This is a genomic window from Streptomyces roseoverticillatus (genome assembly GCF_000719265.1).
GTDB classification, from domain to species: Bacteria; Actinomycetota; Actinomycetes; order Streptomycetales; family Streptomycetaceae; genus Streptomyces; species Streptomyces roseoverticillatus.
Window position 1 is genome coordinate 360,940 of record NZ_JOFL01000001.1, and the last position, 18,908, is coordinate 379,847.

18 protein-coding genes, 1 pseudogene and 1 riboswitch are annotated in these 18,908 nt (G+C 74.0%); of the genes and pseudogenes, 10 read left to right on the forward strand and 9 right to left on the reverse strand.

Annotated features, from left to right (window positions below; genetic code table 11):
• Positions 1 to 99: 99 nt before the first annotated feature.
• The 6 genes from IF61_RS0101630 to IF61_RS0101655 all read right to left on the reverse strand — a co-directional run bounded on the left by IF61_RS0101630 (position 100) and on the right by IF61_RS0101655 (position 5,340).
• The gene (locus tag IF61_RS0101630) at positions 100 to 951 is read right to left on the reverse strand and encodes an urease accessory protein UreD (RefSeq protein ID WP_397945352.1); all 852 of its coding nucleotides are present in this window, start codon (positions 949 to 951) and stop codon (positions 100 to 102) included.
• Positions 909 to 1,616 carry an urease accessory protein UreG gene (ureG, locus tag IF61_RS0101635; protein WP_030364342.1) on the reverse strand — a complete coding sequence of 236 codons (708 nt, stop codon included), beginning with the start codon at positions 1,614 to 1,616 and terminating at the stop codon, positions 909 to 911. The genes IF61_RS0101630 and ureG overlap by 43 nt, the downstream gene beginning before the upstream one ends.
• A gap of 643 nt (positions 1,617 to 2,259) precedes the next feature.
• The gene (locus tag IF61_RS0101640; protein WP_078659900.1) at positions 2,260 to 3,000 is read right to left on the reverse strand and encodes an urease accessory protein UreF; all 741 of its coding nucleotides are present in this window, start codon (positions 2,998 to 3,000) and stop codon (positions 2,260 to 2,262) included.
• Positions 3,000 to 4,721 carry an urease subunit alpha gene (locus IF61_RS0101645; RefSeq protein ID WP_030364344.1) on the reverse strand — a complete coding sequence of 574 codons (1,722 nt, stop codon included), beginning with the start codon at positions 4,719 to 4,721 and terminating at the stop codon, positions 3,000 to 3,002. Before IF61_RS0101645 ends, IF61_RS0101640 begins: the two co-directional genes overlap by 1 nt.
• Entirely contained in the window at positions 4,714 to 5,025 is a 312-nt protein-coding gene (locus IF61_RS0101650) for an urease subunit beta (protein ID WP_030364345.1), read from the reverse strand. Before IF61_RS0101650 ends, IF61_RS0101645 begins: the two co-directional genes overlap by 8 nt.
• Positions 5,026 to 5,037: 12 nt before the next feature.
• Positions 5,038 to 5,340 (reverse strand): urease subunit gamma, encoded by a 303-nt coding sequence (locus IF61_RS0101655; RefSeq protein WP_030364346.1) that lies wholly within the window; start codon positions 5,338 to 5,340, stop codon positions 5,038 to 5,040.
• A gap of 737 nt (positions 5,341 to 6,077) precedes the next feature.
• Positions 6,078 to 6,253: riboswitch (cyclic di-AMP (ydaO/yuaA leader) on the forward strand.
• 4 nt (positions 6,254 to 6,257) lie between these two features.
• On the opposite strand from IF61_RS0101655, the gene IF61_RS0101660 reads away from it, so the two are divergent.
• Complete coding sequence (locus IF61_RS0101660; protein WP_030364347.1) at positions 6,258 to 6,728, forward strand: C40 family peptidase; 471 nt, start codon at positions 6,258 to 6,260, stop codon at positions 6,726 to 6,728.
• A 98-nt stretch (positions 6,729 to 6,826) separates the two neighbouring features.
• On the opposite strand, the gene IF61_RS0101665 is transcribed toward IF61_RS0101660, so the two are convergent.
• Positions 6,827 to 7,267, reverse strand: a complete 441-nt coding sequence (locus IF61_RS0101665) for an ATP-binding protein (protein WP_030364348.1) — start codon at positions 7,265 to 7,267, stop codon at positions 6,827 to 6,829.
• A 305-nt stretch (positions 7,268 to 7,572) separates the two neighbouring features.
• Here IF61_RS0101665 and IF61_RS0101670 point away from each other — a divergent pair, with 305 nt between their 5' ends.
• On the forward strand, positions 7,573 to 8,451 hold the full coding sequence (locus IF61_RS0101670; RefSeq protein WP_030364349.1) for a helix-turn-helix domain-containing protein: 879 nt from the start codon (positions 7,573 to 7,575) through the stop codon (positions 8,449 to 8,451).
• A gap of 9 nt (positions 8,452 to 8,460) precedes the next feature.
• On the forward strand, positions 8,461 to 8,691 hold the full coding sequence (locus IF61_RS0101675; RefSeq protein ID WP_030364350.1) for a DUF397 domain-containing protein: 231 nt from the start codon (positions 8,461 to 8,463) through the stop codon (positions 8,689 to 8,691).
• 13 nt (positions 8,692 to 8,704) lie between these two features.
• Here the strand turns inward: IF61_RS0101675 and IF61_RS0101680 are convergent, their stop codons facing one another.
• The gene (locus tag IF61_RS0101680; RefSeq protein WP_030364351.1) at positions 8,705 to 9,865 is read right to left on the reverse strand and encodes an 8-amino-7-oxononanoate synthase; all 1,161 of its coding nucleotides are present in this window, start codon (positions 9,863 to 9,865) and stop codon (positions 8,705 to 8,707) included.
• A gap of 191 nt (positions 9,866 to 10,056) precedes the next feature.
• Here IF61_RS0101680 and bioB point away from each other — a divergent pair, with 191 nt between their 5' ends.
• The 7 genes and pseudogenes from bioB to IF61_RS0101715 all read left to right on the forward strand — a co-directional run bounded on the left by bioB (position 10,057) and on the right by IF61_RS0101715 (position 18,058).
• On the forward strand, positions 10,057 to 11,226 hold the full coding sequence (gene bioB, locus IF61_RS0101685; RefSeq protein WP_030364352.1) for a biotin synthase BioB: 1,170 nt from the start codon (positions 10,057 to 10,059) through the stop codon (positions 11,224 to 11,226).
• Complete coding sequence (locus tag IF61_RS0101690) at positions 11,219 to 12,526, forward strand: adenosylmethionine--8-amino-7-oxononanoate transaminase (protein ID WP_030364353.1); 1,308 nt, start codon at positions 11,219 to 11,221, stop codon at positions 12,524 to 12,526. The genes bioB and IF61_RS0101690 overlap by 8 nt, the downstream gene beginning before the upstream one ends.
• Before the next feature lie 457 nt (positions 12,527 to 12,983).
• Positions 12,984 to 13,700, forward strand: a complete 717-nt coding sequence (gene bioD / locus IF61_RS0101695; RefSeq protein WP_030364354.1) for a dethiobiotin synthase — start codon at positions 12,984 to 12,986, stop codon at positions 13,698 to 13,700.
• A 143-nt stretch (positions 13,701 to 13,843) separates the two neighbouring features.
• Positions 13,844 to 14,509 (forward strand): annotated as a pseudogene (locus IF61_RS0101700) (class I SAM-dependent methyltransferase); the annotation flags it as partial.
• A 190-nt stretch (positions 14,510 to 14,699) separates the two neighbouring features.
• Positions 14,700 to 16,049: a hemolysin family protein gene (locus IF61_RS0101705; protein WP_030364356.1), complete on the forward strand. Its 1,350-nt coding sequence runs from the start codon at positions 14,700 to 14,702 to the stop codon at positions 16,047 to 16,049.
• Positions 16,046 to 17,062 (forward strand): hemolysin family protein, encoded by a 1,017-nt coding sequence (locus IF61_RS0101710; RefSeq protein ID WP_030364357.1) that lies wholly within the window; start codon positions 16,046 to 16,048, stop codon positions 17,060 to 17,062. Before IF61_RS0101705 ends, IF61_RS0101710 begins: the two co-directional genes overlap by 4 nt.
• A 156-nt stretch (positions 17,063 to 17,218) precedes the next feature.
• Positions 17,219 to 18,058 (forward strand): SGNH/GDSL hydrolase family protein, encoded by an 840-nt coding sequence (locus tag IF61_RS0101715; RefSeq protein WP_030364358.1) that lies wholly within the window; start codon positions 17,219 to 17,221, stop codon positions 18,056 to 18,058.
• A 17-nt stretch (positions 18,059 to 18,075) separates the two neighbouring features.
• Here the strand turns inward: IF61_RS0101715 and IF61_RS0101720 are convergent, their stop codons facing one another.
• Entirely contained in the window at positions 18,076 to 18,903 is an 828-nt protein-coding gene (locus IF61_RS0101720) for an ATP-grasp domain-containing protein (RefSeq protein WP_030364359.1), read from the reverse strand.
• Positions 18,904 to 18,908: the final 5 nt, after the last annotated feature.

Below are 18,908 nucleotides of genomic sequence, written 5' to 3' on the forward strand. Positions count from 1 at the left end.
TCCTTTCGTCTCCTATCCCACAATGGACAGATCGTACGAGCGTTCTTTACTAATCCGTAAGAATGACGAAACACGGCGTGCCACGAGTGGCGTATTTCGTCACTGCCGTACCGGAACATCCGTATCAGGTTGTATACCGAAATCCACCCCCGAGCGGCCGTCTTCGAGCAGCGTCCGGAGCTGCAGGCCGTCCGGCGCCACCGCGCTCACGACGACGGCCGGTCCGGCCAGCGGGGCGGCGACGGCCGTCGGCCCGAGGACCCGGGGCGCGGGCGGACGCGCCGCGAAGGCCGGGTCCACGACGAGGAGTTGCCCGGCCGCCCGGTGGCCGCCCAGGACCGCCCCGCCGTCCCAGCCGGGTGCCCCCGGCCCGTACGACAGCTCCTGGTCGTAGAGCGGGCGCCCCCCGTGACGGACAGTCAGCCGGGCGGTCAGCCGCCCCGGCCGCTCCCCCGCGCGGCCCAGGATCTGCTCCTCCCGGAACACCAGCCGGGCGGTCGGGGCGAGTTCTACGGTCGTGGTCATCCGCAGCTCGCCGCCGCGGGCCGAGATCAGCGGCTCGGGCAGCCAGTGCAGCACCGCGCCGTCGCCGACCCGGATGCGGACGTCGTACGTGGCCGGCGCGCCCGTACGGCCCGGCAGGGCGATGGTGGCGGCCGTGGTGCGGAAGTGCAGCGCGGCGCCGTCCCCCACCTCGGCGGAGAGCGCGAGGGCGTCGCCGCCCAGCGGGGCGCTCATCGCGCCCACCAGACACACGCGCGCCTCGCGCCCCACCGAGCGCAGGCGCCGCAGCGCGAACGGGCCGGCGCCGTCGAGGACGGGCAGCGCGGTGCCGCCCCTGCCGTCGGCCACGGCGACGACCCGCGCGGAGGCCAGCAGGCCGGGCCCCGCCGGGGCGAGGGCCGTGGTCACGGCGCCGCGGTCCACGCGGCGAGCTGCGCGCGCACCCACGCGGTGACCGGCTCCACGCCGCCCTCGGTGACGAGGGAGGTGAAGACGGCGGGGAGCTCGCCGCGCTGCGCCTTCGCGTCGCGCGCCATGCCCTCCAGGTCGACGCCGACGTACGGGGCGAGGTCCGTCTTGTTGACGACGAGCAGGTCGGCGGTGGTGATGCCGGGGCCGCCCTTACGCGGGATGTCGTCGCCGCCCGCGACGTCGATGACGAAGATCTGGGCGTCCACCAGACCCTTGGAGAAGGTCGCGGTGAGGTTGTCGCCGCCGGACTCGACCAGGACGAGGTCCAGCGGCCCCGCCCCCGAGGAGGAAGCCACAGCCTCCAGGTCCTCCACGGCCTCCAGGTTGGCGGAGATGTCGTCACGGATCGCGGTGTGCGGGCAGGCCCCGGTCTCCACGGCGGTGATCCGCTCCGGCGGCAGGACGGCGTTGCGCAGCAGGAACTCCGCGTCTTCGCGGGTGTAGATGTCGTTGGTGACGACGGCGACGGACAGCTCGTCGCGCAGCGCGCGGCAGAGGGCGGCGACGGTCGCCGTCTTACCGGACCCGACGGGCCCGCCGAGCCCGATCCGCAGGGCACGGCGCGAGCCGTCGGGGCGGACGGGGGAAGGGGCGCTGTAGGTGTGGCGGTGGGGGTAGGTCTCGGGGTGGTCGCGGTGCATGGTCCCTCCGGGTGGGTTCGGTGGTCGACAGGGTTCCGGTGGCTACGGATGCCGCCGGGCCTTCGCCGTTGCGGCGGAGAGTTGTCCGCCGTTCCGGCGGAGGTACACATGGTGGTGACGGCCTGGTGACGGGAGCCGGCGCGATCCGGACGCGATCCGGCACCGCCGGGATGCCACGGCGTGGCCGATCGCCGCCGCGGCGGAGAAGACCACCGCGCCACGAGCCCGCCGGATCGCCCGGTGAACGGAGCCGACGCGGCCCTGGCGCCGTCCGGCACCGCCGGGATCCCACGGCGTGGCCGATCGCCGCCGCGGCGGAGAAGACCACCGCGCCACGAGCCGGCAGACCGCCCGGTGAACGGAGCCGACGCGGCCCTGGCACAGTCCGGCACCGCCGGGATGCCACGTTGTGGCCGATCGCCGTCGCGGCGGAGAAAGCCTCCCGCGGCACGAGCCCGGCAGACCGCCCGGTGAAAGGCTGACATCGGCGGGCCGCCGTGTCGTGGTCGACCGCCGTCGTGGCGGAGAAGCCCGCTCGCCCCGGTGCCGGCAGAACGATTCCGCCGCGACGGCGGCGCGCCACCGCGGCGTGTGTCCGGCGGAGTGGGCGGGCGCCGCAGCGCCGCGCGGGCGATGGCGCGCATCAGCTTGCGAAGAGTCGTACGGGCCACGCCGCGTGGAGCTCCGCCGTGATGTCCAGCAGCGGCGCCGCGGAGGCCGGGAGGGCGTCCGGGCCCTCCAGGACGGCCCGCGCCGCGGCGTCGACGGCACGCCCGGCGACAGTGTCCATCGCGGGTGCGAGCCGGGCCAGGACGGCCGTCGCGTCGAACGGGTCGAGGCTCAGCAGGCGTACGACCGCGGTGGCCGGGCCGCTGACCGACTCGTAGACGCAGGCGTAGGCCGCGTCCAGCGGGCCCAGTCCGGCGGACCGGGCCGTGAGGCCGAGGACGACCGGTTGGTGGGCGCCGCGCGGCCGGGCCGCGGCGAGGGCGTCGAGCGCGTCCGAGGGCCATGTGGCGCGGGCGGCGCGCATGAGCTGCCGGCCGAGGCGCCGGGCGGTGGCGCGCAGGGCGGGTGCGGGGGTGCGGGCGTCCGCGGCGTCGTCGAGGGCGAGCGGGTCGAGCCCGGCGGCGGCCGCGGCGGCGAGGGCGGCGGCGGTGAGCCCGGCGGTGTGCAGCCGTCCCCGGCAGAACTCCTCCAGGGACGGCCCGTCGGTGATCCGCCCGGCTTTGACGGCGGCCTCGGCCCCGCCGGAGTGCGCGTGCCCTCCGGCGGGGAAGCGCCCGTCGGCGAGGACGAGGAGGGCGGCGATTCCGCCGCGGCCCGGCCCGGGGGCGGGCGCCCCCGGCGGGGCGGCCACTGCGGCTTCGGTGGTCCCTGTCATCAGAACAGGAAGTAGCGCTGGGCCATCGGCAGTTCCGCCGCCGGCTGCGGTTCGATGACTTCTCCGTCGACGGTGACCGTGAACGTGTCGGGGTCGACCTCGACCCTCGGCCTGGCGTCGTTGTTGCGCATGTCGGCCTTGGTCACGCCGCGCGTGGACCGTATGGGAACGAATCGCTTGCCCAGCCCCAGCCGTTCCGGGAGGCCGTCGTCCATGGCCCACTGGGTGACGAAGTTGAGGGAGTTGGCGGCGGGGGCGCGGCCGTGGGCGCCGAACATGGGCCGGGGCAGGACGGGTTGCGGGGTGGGGATGGAGGCGTTGGCGTCGCCCATCTGGGCGTAGGCTATCTGGCCGCCCTTGATGACGAGCTGCGGGCGTACGCCGAAGAAGGCGGGGTCCCAGAGCACGAGGTCGGCGAGCTTGCCCTGTTCCACGGAGCCGATCTCGTGGTCGAGGCCCTGTGCGACGGCGGGGTTGATGGTGTATTTGGCGACGTAGCGCCGGGCCCGGGCGTTGTCGGCGGGGCCGTCGCCGGGCAGGGCGCCGCGGCGCTTCTTCATCACGTGCGCGGTCTGCCAGGTGCGCAGGACGACCTCCCCGATGCGGCCCATGGCCTGGGAGTCGGAGGAGATGATGGAGATGGCTCCGAGGTCGTGCAGGACGTCCTCGGCGGCGATGGTGCCGGGCCGGATGCGGGATTCGGCGAAGGCGAGGTCTTCGGGGACGGCCGGGTTGAGGTGGTGGCAGACCATCAGCATGTCGAGGTGTTCGTCGACGGTGTTGACGGTGTGCGGCCGGGTGGGGTTGGTGGAGCTGGGCAGGACGTTGGCCTCGGAGACGACGGTGATGATGTCGGGCGCGTGCCCGCCGCCGGCGCCTTCGGTGTGGTAGGCGTGGATGGAGCGGCCGGCGATGGCGGCGAGGGTGTCGCCGACGAAGCCGGCCTCGTTGAGGGTGTCGGTGTGGACGGCGAGCTGGGCGCCGCTCTCCTCGCACACGGCGAGGCAGGCGTCGATGGCTGCGGGTGTCGCCCCCCAGTCCTCGTGGATCTTGAAGCCGACGGCGCCGGCCCGCAGCTGGGCGCGCATCGAGTCGTACGAGACGGTGTTGCCCTTGCCCAGCAGGCCGACGTTGACCGGGTACCCCTCCATCGCCTCGAACATCCGGGCGAGGTGCCAGGCGCCGGGGGTGATGGTGGTGGCCTTGCTGCCCTCGGCGGGCCCGGTGCCGCCGCCGAGCAGGGTGGTGACGCCGGAGGCGAGTGCCTCGTCGGCGGCCTGCGGGCAGATGAAGTGGACGTGGGCGTCGACGGCGCCGGCGGTGAGGATCTTCCCGTTGCCGGCGATGATCTCGGTCTCGGGGCCGATGACGAGGTCGGGGTGGACGCCGTCCATGGTGTCGGGGTTGCCGGCCTTGCCGATGCCGGTGATGCGGCCGTCGCGGATCCCGACGTCGGCCTTGACGATGCCCCAGTGGTCGAGGACGAGCGCGCCGGTGATGACGGTGTCGGGGGCGCCGTCGGCGCGGGTCGCGCGGGACTGGCCCATGGACTCGCGGATGACCTTGCCGCCGCCGAAGACGGCCTCGTCGCCGGCGTGGCCGGGGCCGCCGCTGCGGTCCTCCTCGATCTCGATGACGAGGCCGGTGTCGGCGAGGCGGACGCGGTCGCCGGCGGTGGGCCCGTAGAGGTCGGCGTAGGCGACGCGGCTGAGCTCACTCATCGAGCGGTCCCCCGCACTCGCCGCGCAGGCCCTCGACGATGCGCTTGCCGCCGATGGGCACGAGGTCGACCTGGACGGGGATGCCCGGCTCGAAGCGGACGGCGGTGCCCGCGGCGATGTCGAGGCGCTTGCCGCGGGCCGCGGTCCGGTCGAAGTCGAGGCCGGGGTTGGCCTCGGCGAAGTGGTAGTGCGAGCCGACCTGCACCGGGCGGTCGGCGGCGTTGAGCACGGTGAGCCGGGTGCGGTGCAGGCCCTGGTTGAGGGCCACGGGCTCGGCGGCGTGCAGGATCTCTCCGGGAATCATCGGTCCGCCCCTTCAGCAGATGGGTTCGTGGACGGTGACGAGCTTGGTGCCGTCGGGGAAGGTGGCCTCGACCTGGACGTCGGGGATCATCTCGGGGATGCCCTCCATGACCTCGTCCCGGGTGAGCACCTTGCGTCCGGAGGACATGAGCTCGGCGACGGTGCGGCCGTCCCGGGCGCCTTCCAGGACGTGCACGGTGATGAGGGCCACCGCCTCGGGGTGGTTGAGGAGCAGGCCACGGGCCTTGCGCCGCGCGGCGACGTCGGCCGCCACGTGGAGGAGCAGGCGTTCCTGCTCACGCGGGGAGAGTTGCATGCGTGCCACCTCACTGTCGTCCCGGGGTCCCGGATGGACACACCGGGCCGCCACCCGAAGTTCAACACGGTGTTGACCTGGGGTTCTTCGGCCGGGAGCCAGGGATTGCAGATTAGGGCCGAACCTTTTCCAACGCGTTAACTGACTCTTTGCGCTGCCATGGCCATAGCCCTGCGGGCCCGCTGTCGGATGCATCTACTGGATCTTCTGGGCCGGATCATGGCCGTCCGCCCGCACGACACGTACCGCCGGCTACGGGCAGCGCAGACGCCGCCGTCGCCGTGCCGCGACCGCCGCCCGGTTCGCAGGGGTGTGCGAACCGGGCGAACGGGAGATGTGAACGGGCCGTGCCGACGCGGGCGGTACGGGGCTCCGGCGCAGAGCGCCGGGGGCGAAGGGATCTCCGCGCCATGTGCGCCGGAGGGCCGGGGGTCCGCACGCGAATAAACCCGGCTCCGTCCCATGGAGGATCACGGCGTAGACGGGGCGTGGTGATCGATTTGGGGCGGACGGCCGGATTGCGCCCGGCCGGGTATGAACCGCCGCAGGCCAGCGGCTCAGCCGGCTTGCGCGCACACCATCAATTCGCCCTGTGTCCACCGGAATTACCCAGAAGTGATCAGCCTCACATACCCCCGGTTCCGCTCGGAATCCGCGCGGCGGCTGCGCCAAGATCCCTGCGACGACAAGACCCCGCCACCCCGGCGGGGCGGTCCCGGCGGACGCCGAACCCTGCCGCCGACGGGATGCCGGGTCGACTTGAGTGCACGGCAGGGATGGAGGACCCAAGAGTGGTGGGACGACCAAGAGTAGTGCGGTCGGCCCTTGGGGTGAAGCCGTTGACCACGGCCGGGCAACCTTCGCCTGCCCGAACCCGACAGGTCATCCTTCACAGGCGGCTGACGAAGGGTTAGCGCATGGGCGCGCACAAACGTCCGTCGAAGCTGTCCAGGGCCGGTGCCGCATCGGCCCTCACTCTCGCCGCAGTAGGTGCCACGGTGCTGGCACCGGGCGGCGCGGCAGAGGCGGAGGCGTCTTCCGTCTCCACCACGGCACTCCGGATCGCGGCCTCGAAGCAGGGCTCCCCGTATCAGTGGGGAGCGACCGGACCCTACCGGTTCGACTGCTCGGGCCTCACGCTCTACTCCTTCAAGCGGGCCGGCAAGTCCCTGCCCCGCACCGCCGCCCAGCAGTACAACAGCACGCAGCACATCTCGCGGTCCGCACGCGAACGCGGCGACCTGGTCTTCTTCATCTCCGGGCGCGGCATCTACCACGTCGGGATATACGCCGGGGACGGGAGGATCTGGCACGCTCCCAAGACGGGCGCGGTCGTCCGCCTGGAGCGGATCTGGACCAACAGCGTCCGCTACGGCCGGGTCGGCTGATCCGCCGGCACCCCCGGGCGAATGAGCCCGCAACCGCCCCGAAAGGGCCCGAGGCCCCCCGCACCCCGTGCGGGGGGCCTGGCCGGCCGGAGGGGAGTTCAGCGCTCGGCGCTGACCGGCACGGTCCAGGGGAGGGAGATCCACACCGTCTTGCCGCCGTCGGAGGTCGGGGTGAAGAACAGCCGCCCCCCGTACTCCGCGGTGAGACAGCGGATGATCACCATGCCGCGGCCGTTGTCCTGCTGGACCGCGGCGGGCAGCCGCCGGGGGAAGCGGGGGTGGCTGTCCGTGACCCCGATGCGCAGCTGCTGGTCGCGGTCGAGGCGGACGTCCACGGTGAAGGTGGGCGACTGGCCCCGGGTGTGCTGCACGGCGTTGGTGGCGAGCTCCGAGACGATCAGGCGTACGGTCTCGGCGGTGTCGGTCCCGCCCGGCAGCCCCCAGTCAGCCAGCACCTCCGCGACGTAGCGCCGCGCCGTAGACACCGAGCCGGGGGCGCTCGGCAGAGTGACGGTGGCTTCTTGGTGGTCTGCTGCCATGGCGGTGGCCCTTTCAGCCGAGGTCCCGCCGAAAGCCGGACCCCCGTACACCGCCGGTGCACCGCCACGGAAATCGGGGAGCATGCCGTACGTCAGTGGGAGTCGTGAGCGGCCTCGGGCGGCTCTGTGCGACAGCCTGCCACTGATAACGCCTGTGATGGGAGCGATCCCCCAAGATATGCATATATCTGTCGCCCAAAGCAGTGAACTCTACGACGAGCGACCGTATTCGCCCGGCACACTGGGCTATTGACACTGACGTATGTCAGTGACAGTGGCAGTGATCTAGGGGAGGGCAGGGCCGAATGCGGTACGGACCGGCGGTGCGCCGCCGCAAGCTGGGTGCGGAGCTGCGCCGCCAGCGCGAGCTGGCCGAGCTGACGAGCCTGGAGGCCGCGCGCGCGGTGGGCTGGCACCAGTCGAAGGTCAGCCGGATCGAGACGGGCGCCAGTGGCGTGAAACCGGCGGACGTGGCACGGCTCCTGGACGCCTACGGGGTCACCGACTCCGAACTGCGCGCGCTGCTGGGGGCGCTGTGCGGGGCGGGGTCGCCCGCGCCGGGCGAGGGCGCGGGGGCCCGGCGCGGCTGGTGGTACGCCTACCGCGACCGGCTGCCGCCGGCCTATCTGGACTTCATCAGCCTGGAGTCGGAGGCGTCGCGGTTAAGCACCCTGGAGACCGCCGTGGTGCCCGGCCTGCTGCAGACGCCCGACTACGCCCGGGCCGTGACGCGTGCGGCACTGGGCGATCCCGCTCCGGAACAGGTCGAGGAGCTGGTGCGGGTGCGCATGGCGCGGCAGGCGGTGCTGCGGGGCGAGCAGCCGCTGGAGGTGTGCGCCGTGCTGGACGAGGCGGTATTGCACCATGAGGTGGGCGGACCGGAGGTCATGGCCGGACAGCTGCGGCACCTGGTGGAGACGGGGTCGTTGCGGCATGTACGGCTGCACGTCCTGCCGTTCTCCAGTGGCGGCCATATCGGCATCACCGGGCCTTTTGTTATCTTCTCATTTCCGCGCATTGCTGATCTGGATGTGGTTGTTCTCGACCACTTGACGAGTAGCCTCTACCTGGAGCGGAAAGAAGACCTCCGGGCGTACGGCGCGGCATTCACGACGCTGCGCGAACACGCGCTCTCGCACGAGAACTCACTGGAATTCATCGCCGGGATCAACGACGGCGCGTAAGGAGGCACCATGTCCGCAATGCCTCGGTACGTACCTGCCGCCCCTTCGCTTCTCCGCGGCGCCTTGTGGCGGCGCAGTAGCTACAGCACCGGATACAACAACTGCGTCGAGACGGCCGGGCCGCTCCCGGGCCGTTTCCTCGCCGTGCGCGACTCCAAGAACACAGCCGGTCCCGCCCTGCTCTTCCGATCCGCCTCGTGGACCTGCTTCGTCGACGGGCTGCGCGCCGGCCTCCGCTAGGACCGCCGCGGGCTTACACGGCCGGCGCGGTCCGTACGATCGCGCCGGCCGCCGCCGTCACCTGTCCGTCCGTCAGATCCGCCCGGGCGGTCAGCCGCAGCCGTGAGATGCCGTCCGGCACGGACGGCGGCCGGAAGCAGCCGACCGCGAAGCCGGCCTCCCGGCAGTCCGCCGCCCACCGCACCGCCGCCTCCGGCGAGGGCGCGCGGACGGACACCACCGCCGCGTCGGGCCGTACCGCCTGGAGGCCCGCCGCCACGACCCTGCGGTGCAGCTCGGCGGCGATCTCCCGGACCCGGACCGCGCGCTGCGGCTCGCGGCGCAGCACCGTGAGGGCCGCCAGCGCGGCGCCGGCCGCCGCCGGGGCGAGGCCGGTGTCGAAGATGAACGTCCGGGCGTTGCTCACGAGGTGCCGGATCACGCGCGCGGGGCCGAGCACCGCACCGCCCTGGCTGCCGAGCGCCTTCGACAGGGTGACCGTGGCGACGACGTCCGGGGCGCCCGCGAGCCCCGCCGCGTGCAGCGCGCCGCGGCCGCCCTCGCCGAGGACGCCGAGCCCGTGCGCGTCGTCCACGAGCAGCGCCGCGCCGTGCTCGCGGCACGCCGCGGCCAGTGCGGTCAGCGGGGCCGCGTCGCCGTCGACGGAGAAGACGGAGTCGGTGACGGCCAGGGCGCGGCCGGCGTGCGTGGCGAGGGCCTTGCGGACGGCGGCGGGGTCGGCGTGCGGCACGATCGCCTTCTCGGCGCGGGCGAGCCGGCAGCCGTCGATCAGCGAGGCGTGGTTGCCCTCGTCGGAGACGAGCAGGGCCCCGCCGGCCCCGGCGCCCGGTCCGGCGAGCGCGGTGACGGCGGCGAGGTTGGCGGTGTAGCCGGAGGAGAAGATGAGCGCCGCCTCGAAGCCGCAGAACGCGGCGAGCTCCGCCTCCAGCCGGGCGTGCAGGTCGGTGCTTCCGGTGACCAGGCGGGAGCCGGTCGCGCCCGCGCCCCACTGCCGGGCGGCCGCCGCGGCGGCCTCGGTGACCTCCGGGTGGCGGGTGAGGCCGAGGTAGTCGTTGCCCGCCAGGTCCACCAGCGGCGCGTCGGCCGGGCGCGGCCGCAGGGTCCGTACGAGACCGGCCGCGAGGCGCCGCTCGTGGTGGGCGTCGATCCAGCCGAAGGCGTCGTCCTGAGGCATGCGGCCGTCCTTCGCGTTCCAGGGGGCTGGGCCGGTTCCGCGGAGCGTTCTGTGGAGCCCGGATAGAACCTCCCTAGAACGTAGCGGCCGTCACTCCTGGTCAGGGTGTGGCAATACACACACATCAATCCGCCCCTGTTGTGTAATCCCTACCTTGGCCGAGAGTGCGGCCGTGAGCGAGGATCACCGCCATGGACCTGCTGAACACGCTGGTGGACAAGGGGCTGCGGCGCGAGCTGCCGAGCCGTGAAGAGGCACTCGCCGTACTGGCGACCTCCGACGACGACCTGCTCGACGTGGTGGCCGCGGCCGGCAAGGTGCGCCGCAAGTGGTTCGGGCGCCGGGTGAAGCTCAACTACCTCGTCAACCTGAAGTCGGGGCTCTGCCCCGAGGACTGCTCGTACTGCTCGCAGCGGCTCGGCTCCAAGGCCGAGATCCTCAAGTACACCTGGCTCAAGCCGGAGGACGCCTCCAAGGCCGCGGCGGCCGGTGTCGCGGGCGGCGCGAAGCGGGTCTGCCTGGTCGCCAGCGGGCGCGGGCCCACGGACCGGGACATCGACCGCGTCTCGAAGACCATCGAGGCGATCAAGGAGCAGAACGAGGACGTCGAGGTGTGCGCGTGCCTCGGACTGCTCTCCAACGGACAGGCCGAGCGGCTGCGCGCCGCGGGCGCCGATGCGTACAACCACAACCTCAACACCTCCGAAGCCACCTACGGCGGCATCACCACCACCCACACCTACGCCGACCGCGTCGACACCGTGCAGCAGGCCCAGGCGGCGGGCATGTCCGCCTGCTCCGGCCTGATCGCGGGCATGGGCGAGACCGACGAGGACCTGGTCGACGTCGTCTTCTCGCTGCGGGCGCTGGACCCGGACTCGGTGCCGGTGAACTTCCTCATCCCCTTCGAGGGCACGCCGCTGGCCAAGGAGTGGAACCTCACGCCGCAGCGGGCGCTGCGCATCCTCGCCATGGTGCGGTTCGTCTGCCCGGACGTGGAGGTCCGGCTGGCGGGCGGGCGCGAGGTGCACCTGCGGTCGATGCAGCCGCTCGCCCTGCACCTGGTCAACTCGATCTTCCTCGGCGACTACCTGACCAGCGAGGGCCAGGAGGGCAAGGCCGACCTTGACATGATCGCGGACGCCGGGTTCGAGGTCGAGGGCGCGGGCGAGACGACCCTGCCGGCGCACCGGGCGGACGCCGTCGCGGCCGCGGGCTGCGGCGGGGGCTCGTGCGGGCCCTGCGGGGACGACTCCCCCACGGTCGCCGCCTCCGAGGCCGTCGCCGGCCAGGACGCGCGTACGGACCTGGTCGCCGTGCGGCGCCGGGGCGCGGGCACGGACCTGCCGCCCAATGCCTGAGCCGCTCACCCCCGGTGAGCTCCTCGCCCTCGACCGGCAGCACGTGTGGCACCCCTACGGTCCGATGCCGGGCCGCCAGGAGCCGCTGCTCGTCGCGTCCGCGTCGGGGGTGCGGCTGCGGCTCGCCGAGCCAGTAGACGGCGTGGGCGAGCTGATCGACGGGATGTCCTCGTGGTGGTCCGCCGTCCACGGCTACAACCACCCCGTCCTCAACGAGGCCGCGCAGGCGCAGCTGGGGCGGATGAGCCACGTGATGTTCGGCGGGCTCACCCACGAGCCGGCCGTGCGGCTCGCCGCCCGGCTGGTGGAGATCACCCCCGAGGGCCTGGAACACGTCTTCCTCGCCGACTCCGGTTCGGTGTCGGTCGAGGTGGCCGTCAAGATGTGCCTGCAGTACTGGCGCTCGGCCGGGCGGCCGGAGAAGCGGCGCCTGATGACGTGGCGCGGCGGCTACCACGGGGACACGTGGCAGCCGATGGCCGTGTGCGACCCCGACGGCGGGATGCACGAGCTGTGGTCCGGGGCGCTCCCGAAGCACGTCTTCGCCGACGCGCCGCCGGCTCTGTCCACGGGCCCGGAGGCCGTCGCGGCGTACGCGGCGCACCTGCGCGAGACGCTCGCCGCCCATGCCCACGAGCTCGCGGCGGTCATCGTCGAACCGGTGGTGCAGGGTGCGGGCGGGATGCGCTTCCACGATCCGGCGTTGCTGCGGGTCCTGCGGGACGCGTGCGACGAGCATGACGTGCTCCTCGTCTTCGACGAGATCGCCACCGGCTTCGGCCGTACGGGCCGGCTGTTCGCGGCCGAGCACGCCGGGGTCACGCCCGACGTGATGTGCCTCGGCAAGGCGCTCACCGGCGGCTACCTGACGATGGCGGCGACGCTGTGCACGACGCGGGTCGCCGGCGGCATCTCGCAGGGCGAGGTGCCGGTGCTGGCGCACGGGCCGACGTTCATGGGCAACCCGCTCGCCGCGGCGGTCGCAGGCGCCTCGATCGATCTTCTCCTGGGCCAGGACTGGCAGACGGAGGTCAAGCGGATCGAGGCCGGCCTGCGGAACGGCCTCGCCGAGGCGGCCTCGCTGCCGGGCGTCCGGGACGTCCGGGTGCTCGGCGCGATCGGCGTCGTCCAGCTCGACCACGAGGCCGACGTCGCGGCCGCGACGCGGGCGGCCGTCCGCGAAGGCGTCTGGCTGCGGCCCTTCCGCGACCTGCTGTACGTGATGCCGCCGTACGTGACGGACGACGAGGACGTGGCCCGGGTGTGCGGGGCGGTGTGCGCGGCGGCGCGGGTCGCCTGACGGCGGGTCGTCGCAGGACGCGGGGTTCCCCGCCGCGGCGCGGACGGAACCTCCGGCGGGGGCGGAACCTCCGGCGGGGGTGAGCGACGCACCTCGGGGCGCGGCCGGCGCGGCACCGCCGGACTGCGGCGTTGTGGCTGAGCACCGCTGCGGCGGAGGGAGGGGTGGGCTGCCTGCCAGGCCATGAGGCGCCCGGTGCCCCCGGCCCCGGGAACCACGTCAGCCGGTTGTTCGGCACCGCCGGACTGCGACATCGTGGCCGGGCACCGCTGCGGCGGCGGCAGAGGCGGGCAGTGGGCCGGACCGGGCGAGCGAGGCGCAGGAGATGCCGTGCGCTGCGCTGTGGCGCACGCGCTCTCCCCCGCCGCAGCGGCGCTCAGCCACAGCCGTGGTGTCCGGCGGTGCCGGGCCGGCCCGCCGCAGACCGTAGGCAGACCGTAGAGAGCTGAGGACATTCATGACCGTACTCGTCGTCACCGGCACCGGCACCGAGGTCGGCAAGACCGTCGTCACCGCGGCCGTCGCGGCGGCGGCGCGCGCCGCGAGCCGCACCGTCGCCGTGCTCAAGCCCGCGCAGACGGGGGTCGCCCCGGGCGAGCCCGGTGACGTCGCCGAGGTGCGGCGGCTCGCCGGGGACGCGGTGACCGGGGAGGAGCTCGCGCGGTTCCCCGAGCCGCTCGCGCCGGGCACGGCCGCGGCCCGGGCGGGCCTCTCCCCCGTCCGCCCGAAGGAGATCGCGGAGGCGGCCGCGCGGCTCGCGGAGAGCCACGACCTGGTCCTCGTCGAGGGCGCCGGCGGCCTCCTCGTCCGCCTGGATGAGGAGGGCGCGACCCTCGCGGACGTGGCGCGCCTGCTGGACGCCCCCGTCCTGGTCGTCGCGCGGGCCGGCCTCGGCACCCTCAACACGACCGCCCTCACCGCGGAGGCGCTGCGCGCGCGGGACCTGCGCTGCCGGGGCGTCGTGATCGGCAGCTGGCCGGCCGCCCCGGACCTGGCCATGCGCTGCAACCTCGCCGACCTTCCGGAGGCGGCCGGCGCCCCGCTGCTGGGCGCGGTCCCGGAGGGCGCGGGAGCCCTCCCGCCGGAGGCCTTCCGTACGGCGGCCCCCGCCTGGCTGGCGCCGGAGCTGTCCGGCACCTGGGACGCCGGAGACTTCGCCGCGGCCCACCGCTGAACCCGCCCGCCCCGGCCACCCCACGCGCCCCGCCCGCCCCAACTGCCGCGGCCGCAGCGGAGCTTGCGGCGCGGCGACGGTGCGGGCCGGTCCGGCCGGGGAACAATCGCGGTAGCCGTCGTCCCCGGAAAGGGGTGTGTGCCATGCCGCCGCTTCGGAGCACCAGGTTGCCGCACGACGCCGTGCACCATCCGGTCTTCGCCCGCTTCTACGCCAAGGTGAGCCCGATCATCGACGAGCGGGCGGGCATCGGGGAGCACCGGCGCGAGCTGCTGGCCGGCCTGTCGGGCCGGGTGATCGAGATCGGCGCGGGGAACGGCCTGAACTTCCCCTTCTACCCGCCGGCGGTCTCCGAGGTGGTGGCGATCGAGCCGGAGCGCGAGCTGCGCAGGATCGCGGTGGACGCGGCGGTGCGGGCGGGCGTCCCGGTGGATGTGGTGCCGGGCGCGGCCGAGGCGCTGCCGGTGAAGAGCGAGGCGTTCGACGCGGCGGTGACCTCGCTGGTGCTGTGCTCCGTACGGGACGTGCGGCGCGCGCTGGCGGAGCTGCGGCGGGTGCTCCGGCCGGGCGGTGAGCTGCGGTTCTTCGAGCACGGGCGGGCGGAGGGCCGGGCACTGGCCGTCACGCAGCACGCCCTGGACCGGACACTCTGGCCGCTGCTGTTCGGCGGGTGTCACACGGCGCGGGATCCGCTGGCGTCGATCGAGGCGGCGGGGTTCGAGCTCGGTGCGTACAGCCGGCTGCGGGTCCCGCAGACGCGGGTGCCGACCCCGGCCTCGCCCTGTGTCCTGGGCGTGGCCAGACGGCCCGCCGTGCCGGGCCCGGCGGGTCCGGCGGGTCCGGCGGGTCCGGCGGGTCCGGCGGGTCCGGCGGGTCCGGCGGGTCCGGCGGGTCCGGCGGGTCCGGCGGGCCGCCCATGGGCGAGCCTCCCAGTAGCCCCCGCAGCCGACATCGCGCGGTCCCCGTCCCTCCGTCCGATCATGGAACGGAGGTGAACCGATGACCGAGGTAGTCCTGCTGGTGGTCGCCCTGCTGCTGACGCTGGCCTGCGCCGTCTTCGTCGCGGCGGAGTTCTCGCTCACCACCGTCGAGCGCGCCGACCTCGAGCGCGCCGCCGAGAACGGCGAGCGCGGCGCGGCGGGCGCGATCCAGGCCGTGCGCAGCCTCACCTTCCAGCTCTCCGGTGCCCAGCTCGGCATCACCGTCACCGGCCTGATCATCGGCATGATCTCCAAGCCGTCCATCGCGGCGCTGCTCACGGGCCCGATGGAGGCGATCGGCCTCGGCGCCGCCGCGGCTTCCTCCACAGCCCTGGTGCTGGCCACGGTGCTGTCCACCGTCGTGCTGATGGTGGTCGGCGAGCTCGTCCCGAAGAACTGGGCGATCTCCCGGCCGCTGCCGGTCGCCAAGCGGGTCGCGGGCCCGCAGCGCGCGTTCTCCGCCGCGTTCCGCCCGCTGATCCGGCACCTGAACAACACCGCGAACCGGACCCTGCACCGGATGGGGCTGGAGCCCGCCGAGGAGCTGGCCTCCGCGCGCGGCCCGCAGGAGCTGGCCGCGCTGGCCCGCCACTCCGCCAAGGAGGGCACCCTGGAGGCGGACGCCGCCGAGCTGTTCGTGCGGACCCTGAGCCTCGCCGACCTGACGGCGGAGAACGTGATGACGCCCCGCGTCCAGGTCATCGCCCTGGACGCCCAGGCCACCGCGGAGGACGTCGCGAACGCCACCCGCGCGACCGGCCTGTCCCGCTTCCCCGTCTACCGGGGCAGCCTGGACACGGTCGTCGGCGTCGCCCACATCAAGGACGTACTGGCGATACCCGCCGACCGGCGCCCCCGCCACCCCGTCACCTCGATCCTGCGCGAGCCGCTGCTCGTACCGGAGTCGCTGACGGTGGACCGGCTCCTGGACCGGCTGTCGGGCAAGCGCACGATGGCCGTCGTCATCGACGAGTACGGCGGCACCGCCGGCGTCGTCACCCTGGAGGATATCGTGGAGGAGGTCGTCGGCGAGGTCCGCGACGAGCACGACCCCCGCGAGGTGCCCGACCTCGCGCCCGCCGGCACGGACGCCGACGGCCGCCCGCTGTACGACGCGGACGGCGCGGCCCGCACCGACCAACTGGAGATCATCGGGCTGCACGCGCCGGACGGGCCGTACGAGACCCTGGCCGGTCTCGTAGCCACCGAGCTCGGCCGGATCCCCGTCCGCGGCGACACCGTGGAGGTCGCGGGCTGGCGCGTCGACGTCGTCGACGCGACCGGTCACCGCGCGGCCCGCGTCCGCCTGACCGGGCCGCCCGCGGACGCGGACACCGGCACCGGGATCCCGGGGGAGGCCGGCCGATGACCTTCGTCCAGCTGCTGATCGGTCTGGCGACGCTCGTCGTCAACGCCTTCTTCGTGGGCGCGGAGTTCGCCCTCATCTCGGTCCGCCGCAGCCAGATCGAGCCCTACGCCGACCGGGGCGACCGGCGCGCCCGCAGCGTCCTGTGGGGCCTGCGGCACATCTCGGCGCTGATGGCCGCGGCCCAGCTCGGCATCACGCTGTGCACGCTGGTCCTGGGCGTGGTCGCCGAGCCCGCGATCGCCCACCTGCTGGAGCCCGTCTTCGACGTCCTCGGGGTGCCGCACGGCCTGGTCCACCCCGTCTCGTTCGTCATCGCGCTGGCCGTGGCGACGTACCTGCACATGCTGTTCGGCGAGATGGTGCCGAAGAACATCGCGCTGGCCGAGCCGGTGCGCACCGCCCTGCGGCTCGGCCCGCCGCTGGTCGCCCTGGCGCGGGCGCTGCGCCCGTTCGTCTTCGCCATCAACTCCTTCGCCAACGTCCTGCTGAAGCTGTTGCGGGTGGAGCCGAAGGGCGAGGTGGCGGCGACGTACTCGGACGATCAGCTCGCGCGGATCGTCGCCGACTCCAGCGCGGCCGGCCTGCTCGACTCGCGGGCCACGGAGCGGCTGCGCGACGCCCTGGAGCTGGGCAAGCGCCCGGTGCAGGACGTGGTCACGCCCGTCGAGCGCGTGGTCTCCGCACCGCTGGGCATCACGCCCGAGGGGCTGGAGCGGCTGTCGGCCGACTCCGGGTTCTCGCGGTTCCCGGTGGTGGACACGACGGGCCGCATCCTGGGCTACCTGCACGTGAAGGACGCCCTGGACGCCCGGCCGCGGGACTTCCCCTTCCCGCTGCAGCGGATGCGCCGGATCGCGACGGTCCCGGCGACGACGCCGCTGGACGACGTCATCACCACGATGCGCGGCACGGGAACGCACCTCGCCGGGGTGACCGGCGAGGACGGCAAGCTGGCCGGGCTGGTCACGCTGGAGGACCTGCTGCGCGAGCTGGTGGGGCGCCCGGCGCTCTGACCGGCCCCGGCTCTCCTCGGTCCCGGCCGGTACGGCACCGCGGGACGCCACCGTCGTGGTCGCGCGCCGCTGCGGCGGATTCAAGGGTGCGGCGCACCCTTGACCCGGCGGCCGGCACCGGGCGGTCCGGCTGCGGGGAGTAGGATCGCCCGGGCCATGCAGATGAATGCCATGTACACCAGTTTTGTCGCGGTCGGGGACTCCTTCACCGAGGGCATGTCCGACGGCCTGCCGGACGGCTCCTACCGGGGCTGGGCCGATCTCCTCGCCGCACGGCTGGCGGCCCGCAGCCCCGGCTTCCGCTACGCGAACCTCGCCGTGCGCGGCAAGCTGATCGGCCAGATCGCGGACGAGCAGTCCGCGCCGGCCGCCGCGCTGGGCGCGGACCTGGTGACGCTGGTGGGCGGCCTGAACGACGTGCTGCGGCCCAAGTGCGACGTGGACGAGGTGTGCGCCCGGCTGGCCGAGGCCGTGGACCGGCTCGCGCCGAGCTGCAAGCAGCTGGTGCTGATGCGCAGCCCCGGCCGGCGCGGCCCGGTCCTGGAGCGGTTCCGCCCCCGCATGGAGCAGCTGTTCTCGTTCGTCGACGCGCTGGCCGAGCGGCACGGGGCCGTGGTCGTGGACCTCTTCGGCGCCGAGGTGCTGGGCGACGCGCGGCTGTGGGCCGACGACCGCCTGCACCTGAACGCCGAGGGGCACCGGCGGGTGGCCGAGGCCGTGTGGCAGGCGCTCGGCCACGAGCCGGAGGACGACTGGCGCGCGCCCCTGCCCCCGGCCGTCCGCGCCGGCTGGGCGGCGCGGCGCGCCTCCGACGCCCGCTTCACGCGCGAGCACCTCGTGCCGTGGATCGGGCGCCGCCTGACGGGCCGCTCGTCCGGTGACGGCCGGGCGGGCGCGCACTTCAGCGCGGCCGAGGGCCGTGCGTTCTGGGTGACGCCGCCGGCCGGCGGGGCCGGGACCGGCGACGTGACGGGGTGGCTGCGGGCGCAGCCGTAGGCCCCTCCCCCGCCGGCTCAGCTCTCCAGCAGCCGGTGCAGCGCGGCCTTGAAGGCGGCGACGAAGGCGTCGCGCGTCTGCGGGGCCACGAGGTCCAGGGACAGGTACGGGTTGAGGTCCTCCAGCTCGACCAGCAGCAGCTCGCCCCCGGGGGCGCGGCAGGCGTCCACGCGCTGGATGCCGTGCTCGATCCCGTTCCACTCGACGAAGCGCTGCGCGAAGGCCAGGTCCTCCGCGGTGGGCTCGTACGGCACGAGCTCCCAGCGGCGGTCGGGGTCGGGCGCGTGGAGGGCGTACTGGAAGGCGTCGTCGACGAAGTAGAACGACACCTCGTAGCGGAAGCGGATCCGCGGCTGGACGAGGACGCCCTCGTAGGAGAGGTCCGCGAGCTCCTCGCGCGGGACGAAGCGCAGGCCTATGGAGTCCGCGCCGAGCTTCGGCTTGACCACGTACTCGTCGGCGGCGGGCAGCAGGCCGGTGTCCTCGGGGCGGTCGACGGTCGGGATGACCGGGTGGCCGGCGGCGGTGAGGTCCAGCAGGTACTGCTTGCCGGCCATGTCGGCCTTGCCTGTCAGCTGGTTGTAGACGCGCACGCCGCCCTCGGCCGCGCGGCGCGCGAAGTCGTCGTACGCGGCCTGGTAGTGCAGCACGGGCCCGCTGTTGCGGACCACGACGGCGTCGAAGGCGTCCATCAGCGCGGCGGCGTCGAGCGGGTGGCACAGGGCGACGTCGAAGTCCTCGCGCAGCCGGGAGGACAGGAAGATGTCCTCGTCGCAGTACCTGCGCCCGCGCGCCGGGTAGGCGAGGTCGGTGACGTAGAGGACACGGGGCTGGGCGGACGGCATGGCTC

Bases quoted from the DNA above. Each gene is read 5' to 3' on its own strand.
- IF61_RS0101675 (WP_030364350.1), top strand. From the start codon at position 8,461: ATGTCCGCAATGCCTCGGTACGTACCTGCCGCCCCTTCGCTTCTCCGC.
- IF61_RS0101690 (WP_030364353.1), top strand. From the start codon at position 11,219: ATGCCTGAGCCGCTCACCCCCGGTGAGCTCCTCGCCCTCGACCGGCAG.
- ureG (WP_030364342.1), bottom strand. From the start codon at position 1,616: ATGCACCGCGACCACCCCGAGACCTACCCCCACCGCCACACCTACAGC.
- IF61_RS0101655 (WP_030364346.1), bottom strand. From the start codon at position 5,340: ATGCAACTCTCCCCGCGTGAGCAGGAACGCCTGCTCCTCCACGTGGCG.
- bioB (WP_030364352.1), top strand. From the start codon at position 10,057: ATGGACCTGCTGAACACGCTGGTGGACAAGGGGCTGCGGCGCGAGCTG.
- IF61_RS0101665 (WP_030364348.1), bottom strand. From the start codon at position 7,267: ATGGCAGCAGACCACCAAGAAGCCACCGTCACTCTGCCGAGCGCCCCC.
- IF61_RS0101680 (WP_030364351.1), bottom strand. From the start codon at position 9,865: ATGCCTCAGGACGACGCCTTCGGCTGGATCGACGCCCACCACGAGCGG.
- IF61_RS0101705 (WP_030364356.1), top strand. From the start codon at position 14,700: ATGACCGAGGTAGTCCTGCTGGTGGTCGCCCTGCTGCTGACGCTGGCC.
- bioD (WP_030364354.1), top strand. From the start codon at position 12,984: ATGACCGTACTCGTCGTCACCGGCACCGGCACCGAGGTCGGCAAGACC.
- IF61_RS0101645 (WP_030364344.1), bottom strand. From the start codon at position 4,721: ATGAGTGAGCTCAGCCGCGTCGCCTACGCCGACCTCTACGGGCCCACC.
- IF61_RS0101650 (WP_030364345.1), bottom strand. From the start codon at position 5,025: ATGATTCCCGGAGAGATCCTGCACGCCGCCGAGCCCGTGGCCCTCAAC.
- IF61_RS0101710 (WP_030364357.1), top strand. From the start codon at position 16,046: ATGACCTTCGTCCAGCTGCTGATCGGTCTGGCGACGCTCGTCGTCAAC.
- IF61_RS0101660 (WP_030364347.1), top strand. From the start codon at position 6,258: ATGGGCGCGCACAAACGTCCGTCGAAGCTGTCCAGGGCCGGTGCCGCA.
- IF61_RS0101715 (WP_030364358.1), top strand. From the start codon at position 17,219: ATGCAGATGAATGCCATGTACACCAGTTTTGTCGCGGTCGGGGACTCC.
- IF61_RS0101720 (WP_030364359.1), bottom strand. From the start codon at position 18,903: ATGCCGTCCGCCCAGCCCCGTGTCCTCTACGTCACCGACCTCGCCTAC.
- IF61_RS0101640 (WP_078659900.1), bottom strand. From the start codon at position 3,000: ATGACAGGGACCACCGAAGCCGCAGTGGCCGCCCCGCCGGGGGCGCCC.
- IF61_RS0101670 (WP_030364349.1), top strand. From the start codon at position 7,573: ATGCGGTACGGACCGGCGGTGCGCCGCCGCAAGCTGGGTGCGGAGCTG.